Annotated in this window: 23 protein-coding genes; 17 read left to right on the forward strand and 6 right to left on the reverse strand. The window is 71.5% G+C overall.

From position 1 onward, the window contains the following. Nucleotides 1-15: 15 nt before the first annotated feature. On the reverse strand, nucleotides 16-510 hold the full coding sequence (locus AB8O64_RS10305) for an N-acetyltransferase family protein (RefSeq protein ID WP_370418857.1): 495 nt from the start codon (nucleotides 508-510) through the stop codon (nucleotides 16-18). 69 nt (nucleotides 511-579) lie between these two features. On the opposite strand from AB8O64_RS10305, the gene AB8O64_RS10310 reads away from it, so the two are divergent. Both AB8O64_RS10310 and AB8O64_RS10315 read left to right on the forward strand, forming a co-directional pair. Continuing rightward, nucleotides 580-1,479 carry a TIGR01777 family oxidoreductase gene (locus tag AB8O64_RS10310; RefSeq protein ID WP_370418858.1) on the forward strand — a complete coding sequence of 300 codons (900 nt, stop codon included), beginning with the start codon at nucleotides 580-582 and terminating at the stop codon, nucleotides 1,477-1,479. A gap of 258 nt (nucleotides 1,480-1,737) precedes the next feature. Next, on the forward strand, nucleotides 1,738-3,057 hold the full coding sequence (locus AB8O64_RS10315; RefSeq protein WP_370418859.1) for an NAD(P)/FAD-dependent oxidoreductase: 1,320 nt from the start codon (nucleotides 1,738-1,740) through the stop codon (nucleotides 3,055-3,057). 155 nt (nucleotides 3,058-3,212) lie between these two features. Here AB8O64_RS10315 and AB8O64_RS10320 read toward each other — a convergent pair whose 3' ends face one another. After that, a complete protein-coding gene (locus AB8O64_RS10320; RefSeq protein ID WP_356457330.1) occupies nucleotides 3,213-4,658 on the reverse strand; it encodes a regulator in 1,446 nt (481 codons plus the stop codon). Nucleotides 4,659-4,942: 284 nt separating this feature from the next. Between AB8O64_RS10320 and lipB the strand changes: the two genes are divergently transcribed. From lipB to AB8O64_RS10340, 4 genes are all read left to right on the forward strand, one after another. After that, nucleotides 4,943-5,725, forward strand: a complete 783-nt coding sequence (lipB, locus tag AB8O64_RS10325) for a lipoyl(octanoyl) transferase LipB (RefSeq protein ID WP_370418860.1) — start codon at nucleotides 4,943-4,945, stop codon at nucleotides 5,723-5,725. 172 nt (nucleotides 5,726-5,897) lie between these two features. Beyond that, on the forward strand, nucleotides 5,898-6,863 hold the full coding sequence (lipA, locus tag AB8O64_RS10330) for a lipoyl synthase (RefSeq protein WP_370418861.1): 966 nt from the start codon (nucleotides 5,898-5,900) through the stop codon (nucleotides 6,861-6,863). 208 nt (nucleotides 6,864-7,071) lie between these two features. Further along, entirely contained in the window at nucleotides 7,072-7,320 is a 249-nt protein-coding gene (locus tag AB8O64_RS10335; RefSeq protein WP_130877415.1) for a hypothetical protein, read from the forward strand. A 10-nt stretch (nucleotides 7,321-7,330) separates the two neighbouring features. Then, nucleotides 7,331-8,011 (forward strand): DUF4191 domain-containing protein, encoded by a 681-nt coding sequence (locus tag AB8O64_RS10340; protein WP_356457336.1) that lies wholly within the window; start codon nucleotides 7,331-7,333, stop codon nucleotides 8,009-8,011. Between the two features lie 84 nt (nucleotides 8,012-8,095). On the opposite strand, the gene AB8O64_RS10345 is transcribed toward AB8O64_RS10340, so the two are convergent. Next, complete coding sequence (locus tag AB8O64_RS10345; protein ID WP_356457338.1) at nucleotides 8,096-8,563, reverse strand: RDD family protein; 468 nt, start codon at nucleotides 8,561-8,563, stop codon at nucleotides 8,096-8,098. Between the two features lie 221 nt (nucleotides 8,564-8,784). On the opposite strand from AB8O64_RS10345, the gene glnA reads away from it, so the two are divergent. From glnA to AB8O64_RS10360, 3 genes are all read left to right on the forward strand, one after another. Further along, nucleotides 8,785-10,194 (forward strand): type I glutamate--ammonia ligase, encoded by a 1,410-nt coding sequence (glnA, locus tag AB8O64_RS10350; protein ID WP_130877418.1) that lies wholly within the window; start codon nucleotides 8,785-8,787, stop codon nucleotides 10,192-10,194. Nucleotides 10,195-10,438: 244 nt separating this feature from the next. Beyond that, complete coding sequence (locus AB8O64_RS10355; RefSeq protein ID WP_370418862.1) at nucleotides 10,439-11,776, forward strand: phenylacetate--CoA ligase family protein; 1,338 nt, start codon at nucleotides 10,439-10,441, stop codon at nucleotides 11,774-11,776. After that, nucleotides 11,773-11,964, forward strand: a complete 192-nt coding sequence (locus AB8O64_RS10360; protein ID WP_370418863.1) for a hypothetical protein — start codon at nucleotides 11,773-11,775, stop codon at nucleotides 11,962-11,964. Before AB8O64_RS10355 ends, AB8O64_RS10360 begins: the two co-directional genes overlap by 4 nt. A gap of 34 nt (nucleotides 11,965-11,998) precedes the next feature. On the opposite strand, the gene AB8O64_RS10365 is transcribed toward AB8O64_RS10360, so the two are convergent. Both AB8O64_RS10365 and AB8O64_RS10370 read right to left on the reverse strand, forming a co-directional pair. Further along, on the reverse strand, nucleotides 11,999-12,745 hold the full coding sequence (locus AB8O64_RS10365; protein WP_370418864.1) for an excalibur calcium-binding domain-containing protein: 747 nt from the start codon (nucleotides 12,743-12,745) through the stop codon (nucleotides 11,999-12,001). Nucleotides 12,746-12,913: 168 nt separating this feature from the next. After that, a complete protein-coding gene (locus AB8O64_RS10370) occupies nucleotides 12,914-13,192 on the reverse strand; it encodes a hypothetical protein (protein WP_370418865.1) in 279 nt (92 codons plus the stop codon). A 120-nt stretch (nucleotides 13,193-13,312) separates the two neighbouring features. Between AB8O64_RS10370 and AB8O64_RS10375 the strand changes: the two genes are divergently transcribed. Beyond that, nucleotides 13,313-13,681 (forward strand): ArsC/Spx/MgsR family protein, encoded by a 369-nt coding sequence (locus tag AB8O64_RS10375; RefSeq protein WP_370418866.1) that lies wholly within the window; start codon nucleotides 13,313-13,315, stop codon nucleotides 13,679-13,681. A gap of 11 nt (nucleotides 13,682-13,692) precedes the next feature. Here AB8O64_RS10375 and AB8O64_RS10380 read toward each other — a convergent pair whose 3' ends face one another. Further along, on the reverse strand, nucleotides 13,693-14,220 hold the full coding sequence (locus tag AB8O64_RS10380; protein WP_370418867.1) for an N-acetyltransferase family protein: 528 nt from the start codon (nucleotides 14,218-14,220) through the stop codon (nucleotides 13,693-13,695). Nucleotides 14,221-14,432: 212 nt separating this feature from the next. Between AB8O64_RS10380 and AB8O64_RS10385 the strand changes: the two genes are divergently transcribed. From AB8O64_RS10385 to AB8O64_RS10415, 7 genes are all read left to right on the forward strand, one after another. After that, entirely contained in the window at nucleotides 14,433-15,206 is a 774-nt protein-coding gene (locus tag AB8O64_RS10385) for a polysaccharide deacetylase family protein (protein WP_370418868.1), read from the forward strand. Nucleotides 15,207-15,406: 200 nt separating this feature from the next. After that, complete coding sequence (gene sph, locus AB8O64_RS10390) at nucleotides 15,407-16,390, forward strand: sphingomyelin phosphodiesterase (RefSeq protein WP_370418869.1); 984 nt, start codon at nucleotides 15,407-15,409, stop codon at nucleotides 16,388-16,390. 151 nt (nucleotides 16,391-16,541) lie between these two features. Beyond that, nucleotides 16,542-17,561 carry a hypothetical protein gene (locus AB8O64_RS10395; RefSeq protein ID WP_370418870.1) on the forward strand — a complete coding sequence of 340 codons (1,020 nt, stop codon included), beginning with the start codon at nucleotides 16,542-16,544 and terminating at the stop codon, nucleotides 17,559-17,561. 139 nt (nucleotides 17,562-17,700) lie between these two features. After that, nucleotides 17,701-17,829 (forward strand): hypothetical protein, encoded by a 129-nt coding sequence (locus AB8O64_RS10400; RefSeq protein ID WP_370418871.1) that lies wholly within the window; start codon nucleotides 17,701-17,703, stop codon nucleotides 17,827-17,829. Between the two features lie 102 nt (nucleotides 17,830-17,931). Next, nucleotides 17,932-18,528 (forward strand): winged helix-turn-helix domain-containing protein, encoded by a 597-nt coding sequence (locus AB8O64_RS10405; RefSeq protein WP_370418872.1) that lies wholly within the window; start codon nucleotides 17,932-17,934, stop codon nucleotides 18,526-18,528. A 123-nt stretch (nucleotides 18,529-18,651) separates the two neighbouring features. After that, entirely contained in the window at nucleotides 18,652-21,753 is a 3,102-nt protein-coding gene (locus tag AB8O64_RS10410) for an alpha-N-acetylglucosaminidase TIM-barrel domain-containing protein (protein ID WP_370418873.1), read from the forward strand. Nucleotides 21,754-21,820: 67 nt separating this feature from the next. Next, nucleotides 21,821-22,489: a rhomboid-like protein gene (locus AB8O64_RS10415; RefSeq protein ID WP_370418874.1), complete on the forward strand. Its 669-nt coding sequence runs from the start codon at nucleotides 21,821-21,823 to the stop codon at nucleotides 22,487-22,489. Nucleotides 22,490-22,496 lie beyond the last annotated feature (7 nt).

The following is a 22,496-nucleotide window of genomic DNA, read 5'->3' on the forward strand; positions in this document are numbered from 1 at the left end:
CGCCGGAGCCACCCGTCACAGCGCGCGGCCCATCAGGACGTCGTCCACGTACGCCCCCTCCAGCAGGAACTCGCCCGGCAGCACGCCCTCCACGGTGAACCCCTCCGAGGCGTAGAGCGCGCGGGCGGGCGCGTTGTGCCCGAGCACCCGCAGCGTGACGCGGCGCGCCCGCTGCCGCCGCGCCTCCGCGCACGCCGCCCGCAGCATGGCGCGCGCTATCCCCCGCCCCCGGAAGCGGTCGTCCACGACCAGTCCCTGGATCTGGCGGACGTGGGCGTTGCAGACCAGCCGGGTCGCGGGGGCGAGCCGGATATAGCCGACGAGCCCGGGGCCGGCGGACACGGCCGCCACGAGGATGTGCTCGGGCGGATGCCGGGCGTCGAAGAACGGCTCGTACGGCGGCCGGGGTCGCGGCTGGACGGCGTGCAGCGGCGACCAGGCGCGCCGGTCCAGCTCGGCGAGTTCCTCGTCATCGGCGTGGGTGGCGGGGCGGATGACCGGCTCGGGCATGCGATCACTGTGCCACGCACCCGGCCGGGCACCCACCCCCCGTTCGGAATTCCGTGCAGGATGGGCGGCATGCGGATCGCGATCACCGGCTCGACCGGGCTCATCGGCACGGCACTCCTGCGCTCCCTGGAGGCGGACGGCCACCAGGTGCTGCGACTCGTCCGCAGGCCGCCACAGCGGGAGGGCGAGGTCACCTGGGACCCGAAGGGCGGCCGGGTCGACACCGGGGGCCTCACCGGGTGCGAGGCCGTGGTGCACCTGGCGGGCGCGGGCGTCGGCGACCACCGCTGGACCGCTGCCTACAAGCGGGAGCTCCACGACAGCCGGGTGCTGGGCACCGCCACGCTCGCCGAGGCCGTCGCCGCCCTCCCCACCCCACCGCGCGTGCTGATCAGTGGCAGCGCGGTCGGTATCTACGGGGACACCGGCGACCGGGCCGTCGACGAGTCCACGGCCCCCGGCCACGGCTTCCTCGCGGACCTCTGCCAGGAGTGGGAGGCGGCGGCCGGCCCGGCCGTGGAGGCGGGCGTACGGACCGTGTTCGCCCGCACCGGACTGGTCGTGGCCCAGGGCGGCGGCGCGTGGGGCCGGCTCTTCCCGCTCTTCAAGCTGGGCCTCGGGGGACGACTGGGCAGCGGCCGCCAGTACTGGAGCTTCATCGCCCTGCGGGACCACATCGCCGCGCTGCGCCACCTTCTGGACACCCCGGGGTTGTCGGGGCCCGTCAATCTCACCGCGCCGGATCCCGTCACCAACCGCGAGGTGACGGCGGCCATGGGCCGCGTCCTGCGCCGCCCGACCCTGTTCACGGTGCCCGCCCCCGCGCTGAAGCTGGCGCTGGGCGAGATGTCCACGGATGTCCTGGCCAGTCAGCGGGTGCTGCCCCGGCGGCTGTTGGACTCCGGCTTCGCCTTCGCCTTCCCGGACATCGAGGGGGCGCTACGGGCGGCGCTGACGGCTCCACGCTGACGTTTGGACCGCTTCCTTGGGCCGTACCTGGCGGAACACCGGCGCGGGCCACCGGGGTGAGCCGGGCGCGCTTCGGGTTCCTGGAGAGGGAGCCGGGCCGCGGACTGTGCACCGTGCGACCGCTGTGCGACCGTGCCCTGTTTGTGCGCGACTGTTATTGACCGAATTTCTCTCTACGGTCGAGGCAAACTCGCGCTTCCCCGCCGCCCGTTGAGGGCATCAGGCCCCCGAGTGAGCGGACCGATCCCGGGAGGGCACGTGCTCAGCAGCGCACGCGACACCGCACAGCACGCTGACGTCGTCATCGTGGGAGCCGGCCTCGCCGGACTCTCCGCGGCTCATCAGCTCACCAGCGCCGGGGTGACCGTCACAGTCCTGGAGGCCGCTCCGTACGTGGGCGGCCGGATGACGACCGATACGGTCGACGGCTTCCGGCTCGACCGCACGGGCCAATTGCTCAATACCTCCTTCCCCGAACTGCTGGCCCCCGGGCTCGGCGCGCTCGCCCTGCGCCCCTTCACTCCCGGTGTGCTCGTCCACAGCGGAGGCCGTATCCAGCGCACCGGTGAACCCCGTGGTGCCCGGCGCGCGTTCACCACCGCGCGGGCCTTCGCCACGGCCGCCCGGGCACCGCGCGGCGGAGGCCTCGACCAGGCCCGGCTCGGCGCGGCGCTGGCCCGCCTGGCCACCTTGTCCACCAACCGGATGCTCGCCCGGCCCGACCGGCCCACCGCCGACACCCTCACCACCCGCGGCCTGCCGGCCCGCACGGTCGAGGGCTTTCTGCGCCCCTTGCTGACGTCCCTGCTGTGCGACCCGGAACTGACCACTTCCAGCCGCTGCGCCGACCTCGTCCTGCGCGGCTACGCGCGGGGCCGGCTGTGTCTGCCGGCGGGCGGCGCGGACAGCGTCCCGGAGCTGCTGGCGGCGGCCCTGCCGCCCGGCACGGTCCGGACGGGCATCCATGCCAAGGCCGCCTGCACCACCTCCGTCAGCACGGCCGAGCACGGTGAGATCGGCTGCCGCTCGGTGATCGTGGCCACCGGGGCCCGCGCCGCCGCCGAGCTGATCCCGGGCCTGCGGCTGCCCGGCTTCCACCCCGTGACGGTGCTGCACCACACGGCCGACGCACCGCCGCTGCGCGACGCGTCGCTCATCCTGACCACCGGCCGGGGCCCGGTCGCGCACACCACCGTCGCCAGCGAGGTGGACCCCTCACGGGCCCCCGACGGCCGGCCGCTGATCACCTCGACGGTGCTCGGCGCGGCCGCCGGGATGCCCGTGACCGAGCTGGACCGGGCGGCCCGCGCCCAGCTGGCCCGCGTCTACGGCACGTCCACCACGGGCTGGCGGCTCCTCGCCGCCCACCACGACCCCGACGCGGTCCCGGCGATGCCCGCGCCGCACGACGTACGCCGCCCGGTGCGGATCCTGGACGGCCTGTACGTCTGCGGCGACCACCGCGACACCAGCACCGTCCAGGGCGCGCTGCACTCCGGCCGCCGCGCCGCCCACGCGGTGCTGCGCGACTTCGGCATCCGGTCGGACTTCGACGCGCAGACCTTGCAGGTGGCTTAAGGCCCGGTCGGCGGATCGCCGGTTACGGACTGTCGTGCCGCCTGCGGACCGTCGTGCCGCCTGCGGCGGCGAGCGCCCTGCGGGCGCGTCCTCAAGCGCCGGACGGGCTTGGTTTGGCTGAGCTCAGCCAAACCAGGCCCGCCGCACGGGGACCCTTACAGCGCCGCCACCTTCTCCCGGTACGCCCGCGCCGGCGCCGCGTCACGGTACGGCTCCAGGCGCCGCTCGAAGTCGCGGATGTACTCCAGCGCGCGGACCGAGCGCATCTCGGCGCCCTGCTGCGCCGCCTCCACTCCGAGCGCGCACGCCTGCTCAAGCTCGCCGAGGCCGAGCCGGGCCGAGGCCAGCACCACCTTGCAGAAGAGCCTGCTGCGGGCGTAGGAGGCGCTGCGCAGCTGGAGCGAGCGCTCCGCGTGCTGCGCTGCCGCGCGGTACTGCTGGAGATCGCGGTGGCAGTGGGCGAATTCGTCCGCGAGCTGCGCCTCGTCGAAGAAGCGCGCCCAGTACGGCACGTCGTCGCCCGGCCGGGATGTCTCCAGCGCCCGCTCGGCCCGCGCGAGCGATGCCGAGCACGCCCGCACCTCGCCGAGCACGCCGTGCCCGCGCGCCTCCACGGCGTGCAGCAGCGACTGGACGACGGGCGGCGCGCCGGAGCCCACGCCCTGCTGCGCCACCCGCGCGAGCTGCACCGCCTCGCGCCCGTGCCCCAGGTAGACCGCCTGCCGACTCATGGTGACCAGCACATAGCTGCCGTAGGCCCGGTCGCCCGCCGCCTGGGCCAGCCGCAGCGCCTGGACGAAGTACCGCTGCGCCAGCCCGTGGGCGGCGATGTCGTACGACGTCCAGCCCGCGAGCCGGGTGAGGTCCGCGGCCGCCGCGAACAGCCGCCGGCCGATGGCCTCCCCGTAGGTGCCGCGGAGCATCGGCTCGGCCTCGTGCTCCAGATAGCGCACGAGGGCCTGGCGGGCGTGGCCGCCGCCGTAGGCGTGGTCGAGGGTGCGGAACAGCTCGCCCACCGACCGCAGGGCCGCGATGTCGCCCATCGAGACCCGGCCGCCCGGCCCCCGCTCGGCGCTCCGCTGACGGGGCGGGGCGCCCCGCGCCTGGAGGGGCACCCGGCCGGTGTCCGCCGCGGGCGGCGGGCCGCCGCGGGCCACGCGCTCGTCCGCCCGCCCGATCAGCCAGTCGCGGCTGGGCACCACCAGCCCGGCGGGGGTGAACGCGATCTTCCGGAGCTCGGTGTGGCTTCCGGAGTCCTTGCGCCAGAGCCCGCTGACGATGTCAATGGCCTCTTCGGGGGACGCGGCGAATTCCAGACCGGCGTACACCGGCGCACACGCGTCGAGTCCGAGATCCTGCGCGGACAGCCGTCGCCCGAGCCGTCGCGTGAAGACCTCGGCGATCAGCGCCGGGGTCGTGCCGCGCGGCTGCTGCCCGCGCAGCCACCGGGTGACGGACGTCTTGTCGTATCGCAGGTCAAGGCCGTGCTCCAGCCCTAACTGATCGACACGACGAGCGAGCCCCGCGTTGGAGAAGCCGGCCTCCGCGATGAGCGCGGCGAGCTGACGGTTGGGGATGCGCTGTGGGGGTCGTTCCGTCATCAGCCTGCCGGTCTCCCTTATCGCCCTCTGGAACGGCGTGAATTTAGCGTCGTCCGCCGCCCCGATCGCCACCTTCGCCCCGCATTCATCCGATCGTGTGAGGACAGATCAAATACGCCCGGAGGGCCGTCCGGGTCGATCTTGGCGGTGCCCGGACCGCTCCCGGAGTCGGCCGCCCGCAGGCTTGTCGGACCCCGGCCGTACAGTTGCAGGGGCGCGGGAAACGGCGCGGGAACACCGAGACAGACCACGCAAGGTTCGAAATGGTTCGAAGAGGAGCTGCCGTGAGTGAGCTGCGCTTTGTCCACCTGGGCTTCGGAACGGACGCCGTCGAGTACCAGGAGGCCTGGCAGGAGCAGCGACGGGTGCACGCGGCCCGCTTCGCGGACGAGCTCCCGGACACCTGCCTGCTGCTGGAGCACCCGGCGGTCTACACCGCGGGACGGCGCACGGAGGACAGCGAGCGCCCCCTGGATGGCACTCCTGTGATCGATGTCGATCGTGGCGGAAAAATCACTTGGCACGGCCCGGGTCAGCTCGTCGGCTACCCGATCCTGAAGCTGCCGCGCCCGGTGGACGTCATCGCGCACGTCCGGCGTCTGGAGGAGGCACTGATCCGCACCTGTGCCGATTTCGGTCTGGAGACCACCCGGATCGAGGGCCGCAGCGGGGTGTGGGTGCTGGGCGACCCGGTGGCCGACCGCCCGGCTCTCGGCGGCCTCAGCCTGGACTTCGACCCGCGGCTGACGGACGAGGAGTTCGACCCCCGGCTCAACGGCCCGGAGTACGCCCCGTCAAACGCCGGCCAGCGCCGGGAGGACCGCAAGCTCGCCGCGATCGGCATCCGCATCGCCAAGGGCGTGACGATGCACGGCTTCTCGCTGAACTGTGACCCCGACAACACCTGGTTCGACCGGATCGTGCCCTGTGGCATCCGCGACGCCGGCGTGACCTCGCTCTCCAACGAGCTGGGCCGGCGGGTGCCGGTCGCCGAGGTCCTGCCGGTGGTGGAGAAGCACCTCCGGGAGATCCTGGAGTCGGCGGAACCCCTGCCGCGGGCGGTGTGACGACGGGGGTCGGGCCCCCTCGACGACCGCCCGGAGCGGCGGTCGGAGAACCCGCTGGGACCGGTCCGGGGAATGGTCCCCGGTCTCCCCAGGTTGGTCTGCACGTAAAGACGCACAATTAACGGGCGTACCCTGGTGTCCGCCGAAGAATCGAAGTCGTAGGGAGCCGGACGTGTCCGCTGTCGCACCCGACGGACGCAAGATGCTGCGCCTGGAGGTCCGGAACAGCCAGACCCCCATCGAGCGCAAGCCCGAGTGGATCAAGACCCGGGCGAAGATGGGCCCCGAGTACACCAAGATGCAGAACCTCGTGAAGAGCGAGGGCCTGCACACCGTGTGCCAGGAGGCCGGCTGTCCGAACATCTACGAATGCTGGGAGGACCGCGAGGCCACCTTCCTCATCGGCGGTGACCAGTGCACCCGGCGCTGTGACTTCTGCCAGATCGACACGGGCAAGCCGCAGGCCCTGGACCTCGACGAGCCGCGCCGCGTGGGCGAGTCCGTCGTCACCATGGACCTGAACTACGCCACCATCACCGGCGTCGCACGCGACGACCTCGAGGACGGCGGCGCCTGGCTGTACGCGGAGACCGTGCGGCAGATCCACGCGATGACGGCGGAGCGCGAGGGCAGCCACACCAAGGTCGAGCTGCTGATCCCCGACTTCAACGCGGTGCCCGAGCAGCTGGCCGAGGTCTTCTCCGCGCGCCCCGAGGTGCTCGCCCACAACGTCGAGACGGTGCCCCGGATCTTCAAGCGCATCCGCCCCGGCTTCCGCTACGAGCGTTCCCTGGAGGTCATCACCAAGGCCCGCGAGGCCGGTCTGGTGACGAAGTCCAATCTGATCCTGGGCATGGGCGAGACCCGTGAGGAGGTCAGCGAGGCGCTGCGCGATCTGCACGAGGCGGGCTGCGAGCTGATCACCATCACCCAGTACCTGCGCCCCTCCCCCCGGCACCACCCCGTCGAGCGCTGGGTGAAGCCGCAGGAGTTCGTGGAGCTGAAGGACGAGGCCGACGCGATCGGCTACTCCGGTGTGATGTCCGGGCCTCTGGTCCGCTCCTCCTACCGCGCCGGCCGGCTCTTCCAGCAGGCCATCGAGCGGCGCGAGACCGTGGCGTCGGCGCAGGCCGTCTGACCGTATCGGCCCTCCCCCGGCATGCCGTACAACGCGGCCCGCACCCCCCGCAAGAGCGCGGGGCGGTGCGGGCCGCGTCAACGTTTCATAGGTGTTTGACCAACAGGTCATCCATTGGTAACACCGTTCCGTAACGATAGAAGCACCCACAGCAGCACCCAGCCCCCCGCGCCTCATTCCCGCTTCCGTTTCCGAGGGGACTTCGCCAATGCAGGCCGCGACCGTACGCGCCGCTTCCGCACCGCCTTCCGCCCTTCCCGCCACGCTCTCCGTACGGCCTCCGTCCGTCACCGGCGCCCTGCGCGCCCTGGAAGGGCTGCTGCTGCGCGGGGGCCAGCGCACCGCCCGCAGGAACGCCTGGACCGCGGTGCTCGAGGACCGCCGCCGGGCCAAGGACCGACGCGAGGCTCAGCACGTACTGGAGGCCGTGGCCGCCCCGGGTCCGCAGGCCACGTAAACTTCGCTACATGGCGAGGAAGGAAACATCCGAGAACCCCGGGCGACTGAAGCAGATCGCCCTGACCTACAAGATGACCAAGAAGGTCGACTCGAAGGTCGGTCTTGTCGTCGCGGCTGTGGGAATTGTCACCTTCGGTGTACTCCTCGCCATCGGCTTCTTGATCGACCACCCGGTCTACCTCGGCATCCTGGGCTTCCTGCTGGCCTTCCTCGCGATGGCGATCGTCTTCGGGCGACGGGCCGAGCGTGCTGCCTTCGGGCAGATGGAGGGCCAGCCGGGAGCGGCGGCGGCAGTGCTGGAGAACATCGGCCGTGGTTGGTCGACGACTCCGGCGGTGGCGATGAACCGCAGCCAGGACGTCGTCCACCGGGCTGTCGGCAAGGCGGGCATTGTGCTCGTCGGCGAAGGCAACCCGAACCGGGTCAAGACCCTGCTGGCGGCCGAGAAGAAGCGCATGGCGCGCATCGTCGCGGACACGCCGGTGCACGACGTGGTCGTGGGCGACGGCGAGGGCCAGGTGCCGCTCAAGAAGCTGCGCACCACGCTGCTCAAGCTGCCGCGGGTGCTGCCGGGCGCGCAGGTGACGGTCGTCAACGACCGCCTCCGGGCGCTGGGCGACCTGATGAGCAACATGCCCATCCCGAAGGGTCCGATGCCGAAGGGCATGCGGATGCCGAAGGGCCGCTGAGGGTCTCTTCACAACGCAAAAGGGCGGGGACGGAACTTTTCGGTTCCGTCCCCGCCCTTTTGCGTTGCCTTCCGGGGTCTGGGCTCAGATCCGCACCTGGACGGCTCGGGCGAGCCGGTCGTGCAGACCGCGGGTGTCCCGGTCCCAGATGACCGCCGGGATTACGATGGCAAGGAGAACGCTGCGCAGCAGCACCCGGGGCAGGCCGAGCCGCCCGCCGTCCTCCGCGACGACCCGCAGGCCCAGCAGGCGCTTGCCGGGAGTGCAGCCGACCGTACCGACGGTGAGGAGGCTGAGCAGGACGAAAATGAGCACAGCCCAGTTGCCCGCACGCTGGGGTTCGCCGTCCGCGAGGAACGCGTAGGCGATGAGCATGCACAGTGCCCAGTCGATGAAGATGGCCCCGAAACGCCGCCCGAGCGGGGCGACGGACCCGGGCCCCTTCTCCGGCAGCCCGAGGCCTTCGCCCCGGTAGCCGAATTCGACGCCCATTTCCTCCGCGGCGGCGCGGGGACCCGAGAGCCACGAGCCGATTGCTTGCCTGTTGTCCACCCGTCCACGGTACTGCGACCGCATACGTTCCTTTCGGCCCGGGTCGGTCGTCAGCCTGTCCCCCCAGTGAGAGGGCCTCGCTCCGGTTAACCTCGGCGAAACAAATGGGTCATGCTTGGGAAATCCCGTCTCTCTAGGGTCGGCCCCAGCGCGTCACCCGCACATGGACTGCGCCACCGAAGCAACCCCCGACCGCTCTCGGCCGGGCTAGGAGGAGTTGGATGTTCCAGAACGGCGACGACGCCAAGAAGTTCATCGCGGACGAGGATGTCAAGTTCGTCGACGTCCGCTTCTGCGACCTGCCCGGCGTGATGCAGCACTTCACGATCCCGGCGAAGGCGTTCGACCCGGCCGAGGAGCTGGCGTTCGACGGCTCCTCGATCCGTGGTTTCCAGGCCATCCACGAGTCCGACATGGCGCTTCGCGCGGACCTGTCGACCGCACGCCTCGACCCGTTCCGCAAGGACAAGACGCTCAACATCAACTTCTTCATCCACGACCCGATCACCGGCGAGCAGTACAGCCGTGACCCGCGGAACGTGGCGAAGAAGGCCGAGGCGTACCTCGCCTCCACGGGCATCGCCGACACCGCGTACTTCGGCCCCGAGGCCGAGTTCTACGTGTTCGACAACGTGCGCTTCGAGACCAGCGCGAACCAGTCCTTCTACCACATCGACTCCGAGGCCGGCGCCTGGAACACCGGTGCGGTGGAGAACAACCGCGGCTACAAGGTCCGCTACAAGGGCGGCTACTTCCCGGCCCCGCCGGTCGACCACTTCGCCGACCTGCGCGCCGAGATCTCCCTGGAGCTGGACGCGGCCGGCCTGCAGGTCGAGCGCCAGCACCACGAGGTCGGCACGGCCGGCCAGGCGGAGATCAACTACAAGTTCAACACGCTGCTCGCCGCGGCCGACGACCTGATGCTCTTCAAGTACATCGTGAAGAACGTCGCCTGGCGCAACGGCAAGACCGCGACCTTCATGCCGAAGCCGATCTTCGGCGACAACGGCTCGGGCATGCACGTCCACCAGTCCCTGTGGACCGGCGGCGAGCCGCTCTTCTACGACGAGCAGGGCTACGCGGGCCTCTCCGACACCGCCCGCTACTACATCGGCGGCATCCTCAAGCACGCCCCGTCGCTGCTGGCCTTCACCAACCCGACGGTGAACTCCTACCACCGCCTGGTCCCCGGTTTCGAGGCCCCGGTCAACATGGTCTACTCCCAGCGCAACCGCTCGGCCGCCATGCGTATCCCGATCACGGGCTCGAACCCGAAGGCCAAGCGCGTCGAGTTCCGCGCCCCGGACCCGTCCTCGAACCCGTACCTCGCCTTCTCGGCCCTCCTCCTCGCGGGCCTCGACGGCGTCAAGAACAAGATCGAGCCGGCCGAGCCGATCGACAAGGACCTCTACGAGCTCGCCCCCGACGAACACGCGAGCGTCCCCCAGGTCCCGACCTCCCTCCCGGCGGTCCTCGAGGCCCTCGAGGCCGACAACGAGTACCTCCAGGCGGGCGGCGTCTTCACGTCCGACCTGATCGAGACCTGGATCGACTACAAGCGCACGAACGAAATCGCGCCGATGCAGCTGCGGCCGCACCCGCACGAGTTCGAGCTGTACTTCGACATCTAAATCGCGGATTCCGCATGAAGGCCGCCATCCCTCTCCGGGGTGGCGGCCTTCGCCGTGTGGGCTCCGTACGAGAAGGGAGCGGCCAGGAATGGCCCCTGTCGGCTCCCTTGACCGGCACATGTGACCGCCGGACGCTTCCCCGGCGGGTGGGAAACGTCGGACTGTGTGACGTTTTCCTTTGACGTGTCGTTGCCCAGCTCGGAATGCCGCCGAAGGCCGACGCCCAGGGTCCGAAGGACACGTCATGACAAGCGACTCACGCGCCGAGCCGGGCTCCGGCTGGGCCGAGCTGGCGGGCTTCGCCCGTCGGTACTCGCCGTACTACCGCCGTCTGTACGAGCGGGCACCGGAACGGCCCGCGTATCTGCAAGACCTGCCGATGGTCGACCCGGATGACTTCTGGGCAGCGCACCGGCGCGAGGGCAACGAGATTCTGTCGGGTCCGCACCACGACGGCATGGTCTTCCGCTCGGGTGGTACGACCGGCCTGCCGAAGACGACGCTCTACACACGTGAGGAACTGCGCGCGACCATTGCCTGCACCGCCGCGAGCATGATCATCGCAGGGCTCCGGCCGGGCGACCGGGTGGCGAATCTGCTGTCCGCCGGTGACATGTACCTGAGCTTCCTCCACGTCACGTACTCCCTGCGCGAGTGCCCGGTCCCCGTCGTCGAGCTGCCCATTGCCGCACACACCGACCTGGACAACATCGCCCGGATCCTGCGGGAGCAGACGCCCGGCGTCATCTTCGCCACCCCCAGCTTCCTCGTCCGCCTTGCCGCGCACCTGCGCGCACGCGGCCTCGTCCTGCCGGGGCCGCGACTGCTCCTTTACGCCGGCGAAGCGCTTTACGCCGACCAGCGGGCTCTGCTCAACGCGGCGTACCCCCACGCCGAGCCGCATCCGTTCGCCTACGTCACCGCCGACGTCGGTGTCCTCGCCACCCCGGTCCCCGACCAGGACGATCCACGGCTGTACCGGACCAACTCGCCCCACACCATTCTCGAGATCGTCGACCCCGACACCGGTCGGCCGATTTCCGAGCCCGGCCGCACCGGGCGGGTCGTGGCCACGAATCTCCTGCGGCGGCTCATGCCCGTCATCCGCTATCCCGTCGGGGACCTCGCCGAATGGTCCGATCCCCACCGTGGGCTTCTGCGTCTGCTCGGCCGTAGCAGCGACCACGCCCGCGTCGGCACCGCCAAGATCTCCTTCGTTGTCCTGAACTCTCACCTCACCGAGATCATGGACAGCAAGGAACCCCCGCTGATGCAGATCGTCCTGCGCCGCCACCACGCCAAGGACGAACTCCTCGTTCGCGTCGCGGCCCAGGTCGACGACCCCGCCGCCTGCGCCCGCGCACTGCACGAGCGCCTGCAGAGCAGCCACCCTCCCTACCGCGACCACATCGCCAGGAACTTGATCCACCCCGTGGCGGTGGAATGGACGACCGTCGACCGGCTGCAGCTCAACCCCCGTACCAGCAGGGTCGTGCCCGTCATCGATGAACGCGACCATCAGGGCGGCCCGGGAGAGGCCGCCGACAGTGCCGGCCCCGGTGCGAACCGAGAACATCGGTGAGGCCGACGACCAGGGTGAGCCTCTCGCTCCGGGAGGGCACGGCCGGGCTGCGAGGTCAGATTCTGGACGGGTATCTGGCTGACTACGAGCACCGCAGAGGCGCGGTCTCGGCACAGGAGCAGGAACGCGCGCGCCAGATCTTCGACGAGGTGCTCGCCGAGGAGGGCGAGTGGCCCGCCGAAAGCTGAGCCACGAAGGTGCCACCGATGCGGCGCCCGCTCGTCACCTGTCGCAGGCGACGCCGTCGCCGTCGCGGTCCAGGCCTGGGCGGTAGCCCGGCTGGCCTCGGTGGATCGGGGCCGCGCCGGCCGCGCGGGCTGCCGCGCAGTTGCTGTAGTAGGCGCTGCCGCCCCCGGACGAGCCACCTGACGAACCCCCGGAGGCGGAGCCCCCGCTGTCGTCGGCCGTCGTGGGCTCCTCCTCCGGCTCCTCCGGGTGGTCGCTGCCGCAGGCATGGCCGTCGCCGTCCGCGTCGAGTGCCGACCTGTAGCCCCGGTGCTCGTCACGCGTCAGGCCCGAGTCGCGGGGCACGCCGCCCTTCCATGCCGCTGCGCATGACGTCCAGCGCCTGTCCTCGGGTCGAACCAGCGGCTTCGGCTTCGGACTCTCGGTCGGCGTCGACTTGGGGGTCGGCGAAGGGGAAAGGGAGGGCGACGGGGACGGCTCCGGGGAAGCCGACGGCGTCGGGCTCGCGCTGGGCTTCGTCACCGCCGTCACCCGCTTCGGGGCCGCGTCCGCCTTCTTGCCTTCGGCCGGTGGGTCGGACGCGAGTATCAGCGCGAACCACAGAAGCGACAGGACCGTCGCGATGGTCTTCTTGCGGCGTGGCCAACGGCTCAGCCACACCCATAAGACCCCGACCGGCGGCAGGAAGACGAGGAGGCTGATGATCAGCACCGGGTGCTGCCACTTCGGTCTGGGCCCGGTCGGTGGCACGGCGTACGGATGCGGGTAGGGCGGCTGTTGCACGGTTGGTTCTCCCCTTGCGGCATGGTCCCTGCGAATCGGGACCCGCACGCTACTCCCGCGACATGGCCGCCCGAGGGCGTTCGGCGAGGGTTACCCCATCAGCGCCCGAACGGGCCCTCGCTTCCTCCCCGAAGCAAGGGCCCGGCCCCGCACAGCGAACCTCAGCGGTCAGCGGCTTTCCTCGCGCGGGATGAGCGAACGCACCATGCGGCAGGTCGTGTTGGAGGGCGTGTGCACTCCGATTTTGGCGGCGACCCTGCGGATCCTGCGGTTGTCCGCCTGCTCGGGGCGGTACACGCCGGAGTGGAGCAGCGCGATGGCGAGGCGCATCGCCTTCAGCCGGCGGTTGTGCGACTCGTACCACGCGCGCGGGTGCCCGGCGGGCAGGCGCTTCTTGGGCAGGGTGGGGACACTGGGCAGGTTCGGAAGTGGTGTGGCTATGGGCATCGGCTTCCTCCTGACAGGGGGCGTCTGCGCCCTTCTCAACACCCCCCATTTTAGTGCCTGGCACTGACAATCGCCCCAGCTCAGACGGTATTTCACGGCCCTCGCGGTACGGTGGCCGGCATGGAGATCTGGATCAATCCCGCCTGTTCGAAGTGCCGCAGCGCGATCAAGCTGCTCGATGCCGAGGGGGCCGGTTACACCGTCCGCCGCTACCTCGACGACGTGCCCGACGAGGACGAGATCCGCGCCGTCCTCGACCGGCTCGGGCTCGAGCCGTGGGACATCACGCGGACGCAGGAGGCCGAGGCGAAGGAACTCGGGCTCAAGGACTGGCCGCGCGAGGCCGGCGAGCGGGCGCGGTGGGTCTCCGCGCTCGTGCGGCATCCCAAGCTCATCCAGCGGCCGATCATCACCGCGGACGACGGTTCCGCCGTGGTGGCGCGCACCGAGGAGGCCGTACGGGAGGCACTCACCCGGTCCGCGCGTTAAGGCGCAAAGGGTCACAAAGCCCTTCTGTAGCGCACCTCGGTGAGTTCCACCTCGCCGTACAGGTCGCTTCGCGCCGCCCCGTCGGCCGTGTAGCCCGCCGTTTCGTAGAAGCGGCGGGCGCGGGGGTTGTCTCGGAGCACCCACAGCAGCATGCTGTCGAAGCGGCGGGCCGCCGCGTGCCGGTGCACCTCCTGGAGCAGGTCGCGGCCCACTCCCGTGCCGATCACGTCCGGGCGGACGTAGAGGGCGTACAGCTCCCCCCGCAACTCCCCGGAGACATCGCCCGGTTCCTCCTCCCGGTACCGCCCCAGGCTCGCCCAACCCACCGGCCCGGCACCGTCGTCGACGGCCACGAGGTCCAGCACCTGCCCACGCGAGGGCGTGAACCACGTCCTGCGCTGCCGGGCGTCGTCCTCGACCGTCATCGCGTCCAGGTACGGCTGCGGGACCACGCCCGCGTACGCCGTCTGCCATCCCGTCACCCGGATCCCGGAGACGGCTTCTATATCCGCTTCCGTCATCTCCCGCACACGCACCATGAGGACACCGTAGCCCTTCCGAAACGGGTTTTCGCCCGATTCATGATGCCCCGGTACCCATTCCGTGACGGAATGATGACCACCCCCTTTTCCCCTCCTTTCCCGTGTTTGCCTCGAAGGGGCAAGAGGCGTACGAGATGCACGGATTGGGCAGCCACATGGCGGAAAAGGAAAACAGCAAAATCCGGGGGGTACGAATGAAGCGTGCCGGCATGATCGCGTCCGCGTCGGCGATAGCGGCCGCACTGACGAGCGTGGTCGCTCTCTCCGTCCATACCTCGGCGGGCGCCGCCGAGAGCCGTCGTCCGTCCGGTCCCGCGCCGCTGCGGACCCCCGAGCCCGGCCAGACCTCCACGCCCGACCCCTCGCTGCCCGCGCCGAAGGTGAACATGGACCTCGTCCGGGAGGCCGAGGACAGCGGCAAGGTCGTCGCCATCACCATCGACGACGGGCCCGACCCGCGGTGGACCCCGAAGGCGCTGGAGCTGCTCGCGAAGTACGACGTGAAGGCCACCTTCTGTGTCACCGGGCCGAACGCCAAGGCCCACCCGGATCTGATCAAGAAGATCGTCACGGCGGGGCACCGGCTGTGCGACCACTCCGTCAACCACGACGTCGCCATGGACAAGAAGTCCGTCGAGTACCAGTCGAAGGAAATCCTCGAAGCGAAGAAGATGATCGACGCGGCCTCCGGGAACGAGAAGATCTGGTACTACCGCGCCCCCGGCGGCGCGTTCACCCCCGCGAGCCGGCAGATCGCCGCGGCGTACGGCATGCGCAGTCTGGGCTGGAGCGTCGACCCCAGCGACTACAAACGGCCCGGGACCCAGAGCATCGTGCGGTCGGTGAAGGAGCAGCTGCCCAACGGGCCCACCGTGCTGCTCCACGACGGGGGCGGGGACCGTTCGCAGTCCATGGAAGCGCTGGAGCAGTTGCTGCCCTGGTTCAAACAGGAGGGCTACGGGTTCAGCTTTCCCAAGGCGTAGCGGCGGGACGAGGGGCGGGTGTGGGGGAATGGTGAGTGATGTGAGGCCGAGGGGAATTGGACGGCTTCCATAGGGGGATTGATCATCTGGGGGTCACCTGGAAGTAAGTGCGGCTGATGGGATGTCGACGGCGCGACACCCCGTCCGTATCGCCTCCGCACCTCACCCCACCCAGGGCCCCCACCCCACAGGGAGACGCAGTGCCGCTCACGAAGTCCTCCGCCCTCGCCACCGCTCTCGCCTCGGCCGCGCTCGTCGTGTCCCTGCCGCAGACGGCTCGGGCCGCCGCTCCGGCGGACGCCGCCGTGCCGGCGTTGAAGGTGCTCACCTACAACACCTTCCTGTTCGACAAGGGCCTCTACCCGAACTGGGGCCAGGACCACCGGGCCAAGGCGATACCCGCCGCCGGCTTCTTCAAGGGCAACGACGTCGTGGTGCTCCAGGAGGCGTTCGACAACGGCGCCTCCGACGCGCTCAAGGCCGACGCGGCCGGCCAGTACCCGTACCAGACCCCGGTCGTCGGGCGGAGCAAGGACGGCTGGGACGCCACCGGCGGCGACTACTCCACCACCACGCCGGAGGACGGCGGGGTCACCGTGCTCAGCAAGTGGCCGATCGTCCGCAAGGAGCAGGTCATTTTCCATGACGCCTGCGGTGCGGACTGGTGGTCCAACAAGGGCTTCGCCTACGTGGTGTTGAACGTGAACGGCACGAAGGTGCACCTGGTGGGTACGCACGCGCAGTCGACGGACAGCGGCTGCAAGGCGGGCGAGGCGGCCGCCGACCGCGCGAAGCAGTTCCGGCAGATCGACGCGTTCCTGGACGCCAAGAAGATCCCGGCCGGTGAACAGGTGATGGTCGCGGGCGACTTGAACGTGGACTCGCACAGCGCGGAGTACCGGTCGATGCTCGCCGACGGCGACTTCGCACCCACGACCGCGCGTACGGGCCACCCGTACTCCTTCGACACGAAGGACAACTCGATCGCCGCCTACCGCTACCCGACGGACGGTCGCGAGGACCTGGACTACGTCCTCCACCGCAACGGCCACGCGCGCCCCGCGACGTGGGGGAACGGCGTGGTCAAGGAGTCGTCCGCGCCGTGGACCGTCGGCAGCTGGGGGAAGGAGTACACGTACACCAACCTCAGCGACCACTACCCCGTCGTCGGCAGCACCGGCTGACCCGTCCGGCTCTGCTCCCCTTCCCTCCCCGGCCGCCCCGGCCCCGTTGCGAACGGGCCGGGGCCTCGTGGCCGGAACTGTCAGTGGGGGATGTCAGGATGCTCCTACGTGGGCTGCTGATCATGAGCGGCCCTCAAAGCGAGGGGGACCCATGCTGCCCATCACCGTGAACACCGAGCCCGGCGAAGTCCTTACGGGGATCACCGCCGAGGAGCTGGCCACCGTGATCGGCCGGCTGGGCGGGAAGGACGACCGGTTCGCGGTGGTCGAGCGGACGTCCGGTGACGCCGACTTCTACATCCAGACCTGGCACGAGCGCGGTGGCGCCTACGAGGTGGAGTACCGCGACGGCTCGCAGGAGCGGCACTTCGCGGCGCGGATGACCGACGTCGAGGACGTCGTGGCGGTGTTCGTGGGCTGGGCCATGGAGGCGGAGGGTTGGGGCGGCGGGCACGACTGGGAGCAGGTGGACTTCTCCGCGGAGGAAGAGGACGAGGAGGAGGACGGGGACGAGGGCGGCGGCTCGGGGGCCGATGCCACGGACCGTTTCGACGACGAGGCCGACGCCCGGGCGGCGGACGCCCTCGACCCCGAGCTGCGGGAGGAGGCCGAGGAGCACGCCGGGGTGCTGGTCCGGGGCGGTTTCGAGCTGCCGGGCGAGATCGCGGAAGCCGTGTCCGACTACTTCTACGAGGACGGTGACACCCCGGTGTCCGTGGCGGCGGCCCGCGGGATCGTGGGTCCGCTGTGGCGCGAGCGGCTGGCCGAGCAGGCGTCGTGGCCCGAGGTGACGGACGCCGACCGGGTCGAGACCGCTTTCGCCGCGCTGGCGGAGCAGGGCATCACCGCCCGGATGAACTTCACCTGCTGCGGGAACTGCGGTCTGGCGGAGATCGGTGCGGAGGCGGCCGAGGGTGACCGCGGGTTCGTCTTCTTCCACTACCAGGACACCGAACGGGCCGTCGAGGGCGGCGCCTTGTGCCTGCGGTACGGCGTCCACCACGGCACGGGCGAGGACGCCGCCGACGGCAAGGACGACACCGCCTCGATCGGCCGTGAGGTCGCGGCCGCGCTCGTCGAGGCGGGGCTCGGTGTGGTCTGGGACGGCCACCCGGGCCAGGCGATAGAGATCGACCCGCTGGACTGGCGCAAGCGGCTGCCGACGCGCTGAGCCACACGTTCCGTTTTTTGCCGGGACGCCGGCCGGACGTCGGCCGGTCGGCGTCCGGACGAACGCCGACCACCAAGGTTCCGTACAAGTGCCCGGAGGGCTCTGCTGCCCCGTCGCAGGTCATGCTTCAATAGGGGGCATGGCCAGCCATCAGAACACCGCGACGGGTCGCAGCGACCTCGAGCCCTTCTGGCCTTCCCGTCAGCACCACGACTTCGACCGAGTGTGTTGCCGCGCGACCTTCGCGCAGGCCCACTCCTCCCGCTGACCCCCACGTCGAAGTCAGCCGCCGGACATCAGTCCCGGCCAACGGCCCCGCGCACCAGCACGACCCCTCGACGGTCTCTCGCGCGAAAGAGCTGAGCTTTCCATGACGAACCTCCGTACCCTGGCCGCGTCCCCCTCCGTCGCCCCGGCGACCGTCGGCTCCTCGGCCGTCGTTCCCACCGGCGTCCCCACCGCCGTCGGTGCCGCGCACCGCCATCGACTGCGGGCCGTCGCCCCGGACGAGGTGCCGCCGGTCGCCGAGCTGCTGCACTCCGGGGCCACCTGGCTGCCCGCCCCGCCGCACACGGTGCCGAACCTGCCGGGCCAGCCGCCGATGGTCGGCTATCTGGTGCTCGTACCGGCCGAGCAGCCGGCTCCCGAGGCCCCCGCGCCGGCCACGCACGGCGACGCGCTGGTGCGCATCGACCCCGAGCAGCGGACGGCCCGGGTCGCGGACCGGCTGCTGGACCTCACCTACCTGGAGTTCGAGCTGCTGGCCCATCTCGTCGCGCACCCGCACCGGGTGCACACCCGCGACCAGCTGGTGAGCACCGTCTGGGGCTACGGACACGTGGGTGACGGCCGTACCGTCGACGTCCACGTCGCCCGGCTCCGCCGCAAGATGGGGGCCGAGCACCGCGCGTCGATCGTGACCGTCCGCCGCGTGGGCTACAAGTACGCTCCCCCGGTCGGGTTCTGAGCTCACGTCGGCTGTTCCCCGGTCGGCACTTCCCCTGCGCGCACCCCATTGCTGTGCCCCGTAACGGCAGTTACCGTGCGCTGCGCATGCGTCCGTTGTTGCATTCGCACACTGGGGAGCGCCATGACCGATCTGTCGAGACGCCTGTTACTGGGTACCGCCGGAGCGATCGGTGCTGGGGCCGCCGTCGGGGCCCGCACCCCCGCGGCGGCCGGGGTAGCGCCGAGGCCGTTCGAGGTCGCCCCGGCGCGGGCCGCGCTGGAGCGGCTGCTCGCCGGTCACGCGGAGCAGTTCCGGCTGCGCGCGCTGACCGGCGGCGAGGAGCGGTTCGAGGTCACCGGCGGGGCGGGGCGGATCGAGGTGGCGGGCACCAGTGCGGGGGTGCTGCTGACCGGGGTGCACCGGTATCTGCGGGACGTCTGCCGCGTCCATCTCGGCTGGCGTGCGAGACGGCCCGCGCTGCCGCGCACCCTGCCCGCCCCGGCCCGGCCGCTGGCGCGCTCGACGCGGCTGCGGCACCGCTTCGCGCTCAACGACACCAACGACGGCTACACCTTCCCCTACGCGGACTGGCCGTACTGGGAGCGGATGATCGACGTCCTCGCCCTGCACGGCTGCAACGAGGTGCTGGTGATCGCCGGGCATGAGGCGGTCTACCACCGGGTCCTCATGGACTTCGGGTACAGCGACGCCGAGGCCCGCGCGTGGCTGCCCGCGCCCTCGCACCAGCCGTGGTGGCTGCTGCAGAACCTCAGCGGCTTCGGCGGACCGCTGAGCCCCGCGCTCATCGAGCGGCGCGCCGCGCTGGGGCGGCGCATCGCCGACCGGCTGCGCGAGCTGGGCATGGCGCCGGTCTTCCCGGGCTACTACGGGCATGTCCCCGACGGGTTCACCGAGCGGAATCCGGGGGCGCGGGTCGTCCCGCAGGGCATCTGGCACGGCTTCAAGCGCCCGGACTGGCTCGACCCGCGCACCGCGCCCTTCGCCGCGGTCGCCGCGTCGTTCTACCGCCACCAGGCCGAACTGCTCGGCCCTTCGGCGCACTTCAAGATGGATCTGCTGCACGAGGGCGGCACGGCGGGCGGTTTGCCCGTCGCGGACGCCGCGCGGAGCGTCGAGCGGGCGCTGCGCACGGCGCATCCCGACGCGACGTGGGTGATCCTCGGCTGGCAGGACAATCCGCTGCCCGCGCTGCTGGGCGCGGTCGACCGGAGCAGGATGCTGATCGTCGACGGCGCCTCGGACCGCTACCGGTCCGTCACCGACCGGGAGAAGGACTGGGGCGGCACCCCGTACGCCTTCGGTTCGATCCCGAACTTCGGCGGGCGGACGACGCTGGGGGCCCGGACGCACATCTGGGACGAGAAGTTCTTCGCGTGGCGCGACAAGCCCGGCAGCGCCCTGGCCGGCACGGCGTACATGCCGGAGGCCGCCGACCGTGACCCGGCCGCCTTCGCGTACTTCACCGACCTGGCCTGGCAGGAGACGGCACCGGACCGCGGGCGGTGGTTCGCCGCGTACGCCGACGCGCGTTACGGCCGTGCGGACCGCGGCGCGCGGGACGCCTGGGCCGTGCTGGAGGAGACCGCCTACCGGCAGAGCGCGCCCGAGCGCAGCGACCCCCACGACAGTCTCTTCGCCGCCCGCCCGGACCTGCGGGCCAACCGGGCCGGTGAGTACGCCCCGAGCGCCCTGTCCTACGACCCGTCGCGTTTCGACGCCGCGCTGACCGGGCTGCTGGGCGTCGCCGCCGGGCTGCGCGGCGGTGACGCGTACCGCTACGACCTGGTCGACGTCGCCCGGCAGGCCCTGGCGCACCGCAGCCGGCAGCTCCTGCCCCAGCTGCGGAACGCATACGACCGTAAAGACCTGCCGGCCTTCCGCGCGCTGGCCGCGCTGTGGCTGAGGCTGATGCGGTTGGCCGACGACATCGCCGGCGCCCACCGGGACTTCCTGCTCGGGCCGTGGACGGCGGCGGCCAGGGCGATGGGGTCGGACGCGGCGGAGGCTGCGGAGCTGGAGCGGACGGCGCGGGTACTGATCACGGTGTGGGGCGGCCGGGCCACGTCCGACGGCGGCAAGCTGCACGAGTACGCGAACCGCGACTGGCACGGGCTGATGGGCGATTTCTATCTGCCGCGCTGGCGGCGGTGGCTGGAGGAGCTGGAGGACGCCCTGCGGGAGGGCCGGGCGCCGCGGGCCGTGGACTGGTTCGCGGTGGAGGAGCCGTGGACGCGGGAGCGCGAGGAGTACCCGGTGCGCCCGGTGACCGACCCGTACCGCACCGCCCTGCGGGTCCACGACACCCTGGCCTTCGCCCCGTACCAGGGGACGCTGACCACGACGCCCGTCCCGGCCGCCGTGCCACCCGGTGGGGTCGCGACGCTGACCGTCGCGCTCACCAATGTGAACGGTCTGCGGGCCACCGGCCGCGTCGACCTCGGCGTCTCGGGCCTCCAGGCCCGACCGCAGGGCCCCACGTCGCTGGAGAGCCTCGCGCCGGGCGCCACGGGCACGGCCCGCTGGAGCGTCACCGCGCCCGCCGGGCCCCTGGAGCGCCCGCTGCTGCCGCTGCCGTACGAAGCGGGCGCGCGTTACGGGCCGCGGGGGCGGGACCGGATCCGGACCGCCCGGACCGGCACGCTGTTCGTGGCGGGCCCGCTCGCCGACGGATGGCGGACCTTCACCAACAACGCCGCCGTCTTCGGGCAGTTGGGGGACGACCGCTTCGCCGTCGACGGCTCGGGCGACGACCTGTGGAAGGGCACGGAGGCCTTCGGCGTGGTCTACCGGCCGGGTGCCCTGGCGGTGGGCGGGTCGGCGACGGTCCGGGTCGACGAGCAGAGCGACACGGGCGGCTGGGCGCGTACGGGCATCATCGTGCGCAACACCCTGGCGGGCCGCTCCCCGGGGGCGGTCAACCTCGCCGTCACCCCGGCGGAAGGCGTGGTGCTGTCCTACGACACCAACGGCGACGGCACCTTCGACGGCTACCGCCGCATCACCGGCCTCAAGGCCCCCGTCCACCTCCGGCTCACCCGTTCGGCCACGGGCGGCTTCACCGCCGAGTGCTCCACGGACGAGGGCGCGACCTGGCGGACGGTCGCGTCCGTCACCGTCCCGGGCGCGGCCCGGGACCTGGACGTGGGGCTGTTCATGACGGCGGGCAACGACGGCAGCGGCGAGCGGGGGACGGCGTACTTCAGCGGCTGGCGGCTGGGCTGAGGACACCGCGCCGGGTTGGGCCGCACCGGTCCTGGCGGCCGGGGCGGCCACCACGGATCATGGCCGGATGAGTCGTTCCCCTGATGCGCTCGGCACCCCCGGACCGTCACCCCGATGGACGCGGCCGCCCCTCCCGCGGCTGCCGCGCCTCGCGCCCGCGTACGTGGGGGGCGTGCAGCTCGGCGCGTACGCCATGGGACGGCTGCTCGCGCCCGCCGTCCGGGAACGGGTGCTGCGGCTCTGCTCGACGAACGTGGACAACCTGCGGGGCCGCCGCCGGCACACCCTCGCCACCAGCGCGCTGGTCGTCGAGGAACCGATGGAGCTGCCGTACGCGCTGCTCCTGCTGGCCGTCCTCGGCTACGCCGAGCACGCGCACGGCGCCTGGTGGGCGGCGGGGGTCTTCGTGTACGGGCACGTGGGCGCGACGCTTGTGGTCTACGGGGTGCTGCGCGGCGCGCGGGCGGGGGCGCGCACGCGGTCCGCGATCGATGTGGGCACCAGCTACGGCTTCAATGCCGTGGTGGGCGCCCTCGCCACGACCCTGCCGCGCGGACCGGTACGTACAGGCGCGTACGCCGCGCTGTTCGCGCTCGGCGCGCGCCCCCTGCTGCGTGGCGGCGCGCATCGCCCCGGCTTCACCGACCTGGGGCATTTCCTCGCGCTGGCGCTCGGCGTCGGCTTCGGGCAGGGGCGGCGTCGCGCACTCGGCCACTGTTCGTCACAATATCGGTAGATATCCG

Source organism: Streptomyces sp. QH1-20, assembly GCF_041283565.1.
GTDB lineage: Bacteria > Actinomycetota > Actinomycetes > Streptomycetales > Streptomycetaceae > Streptomyces > Streptomyces syringius.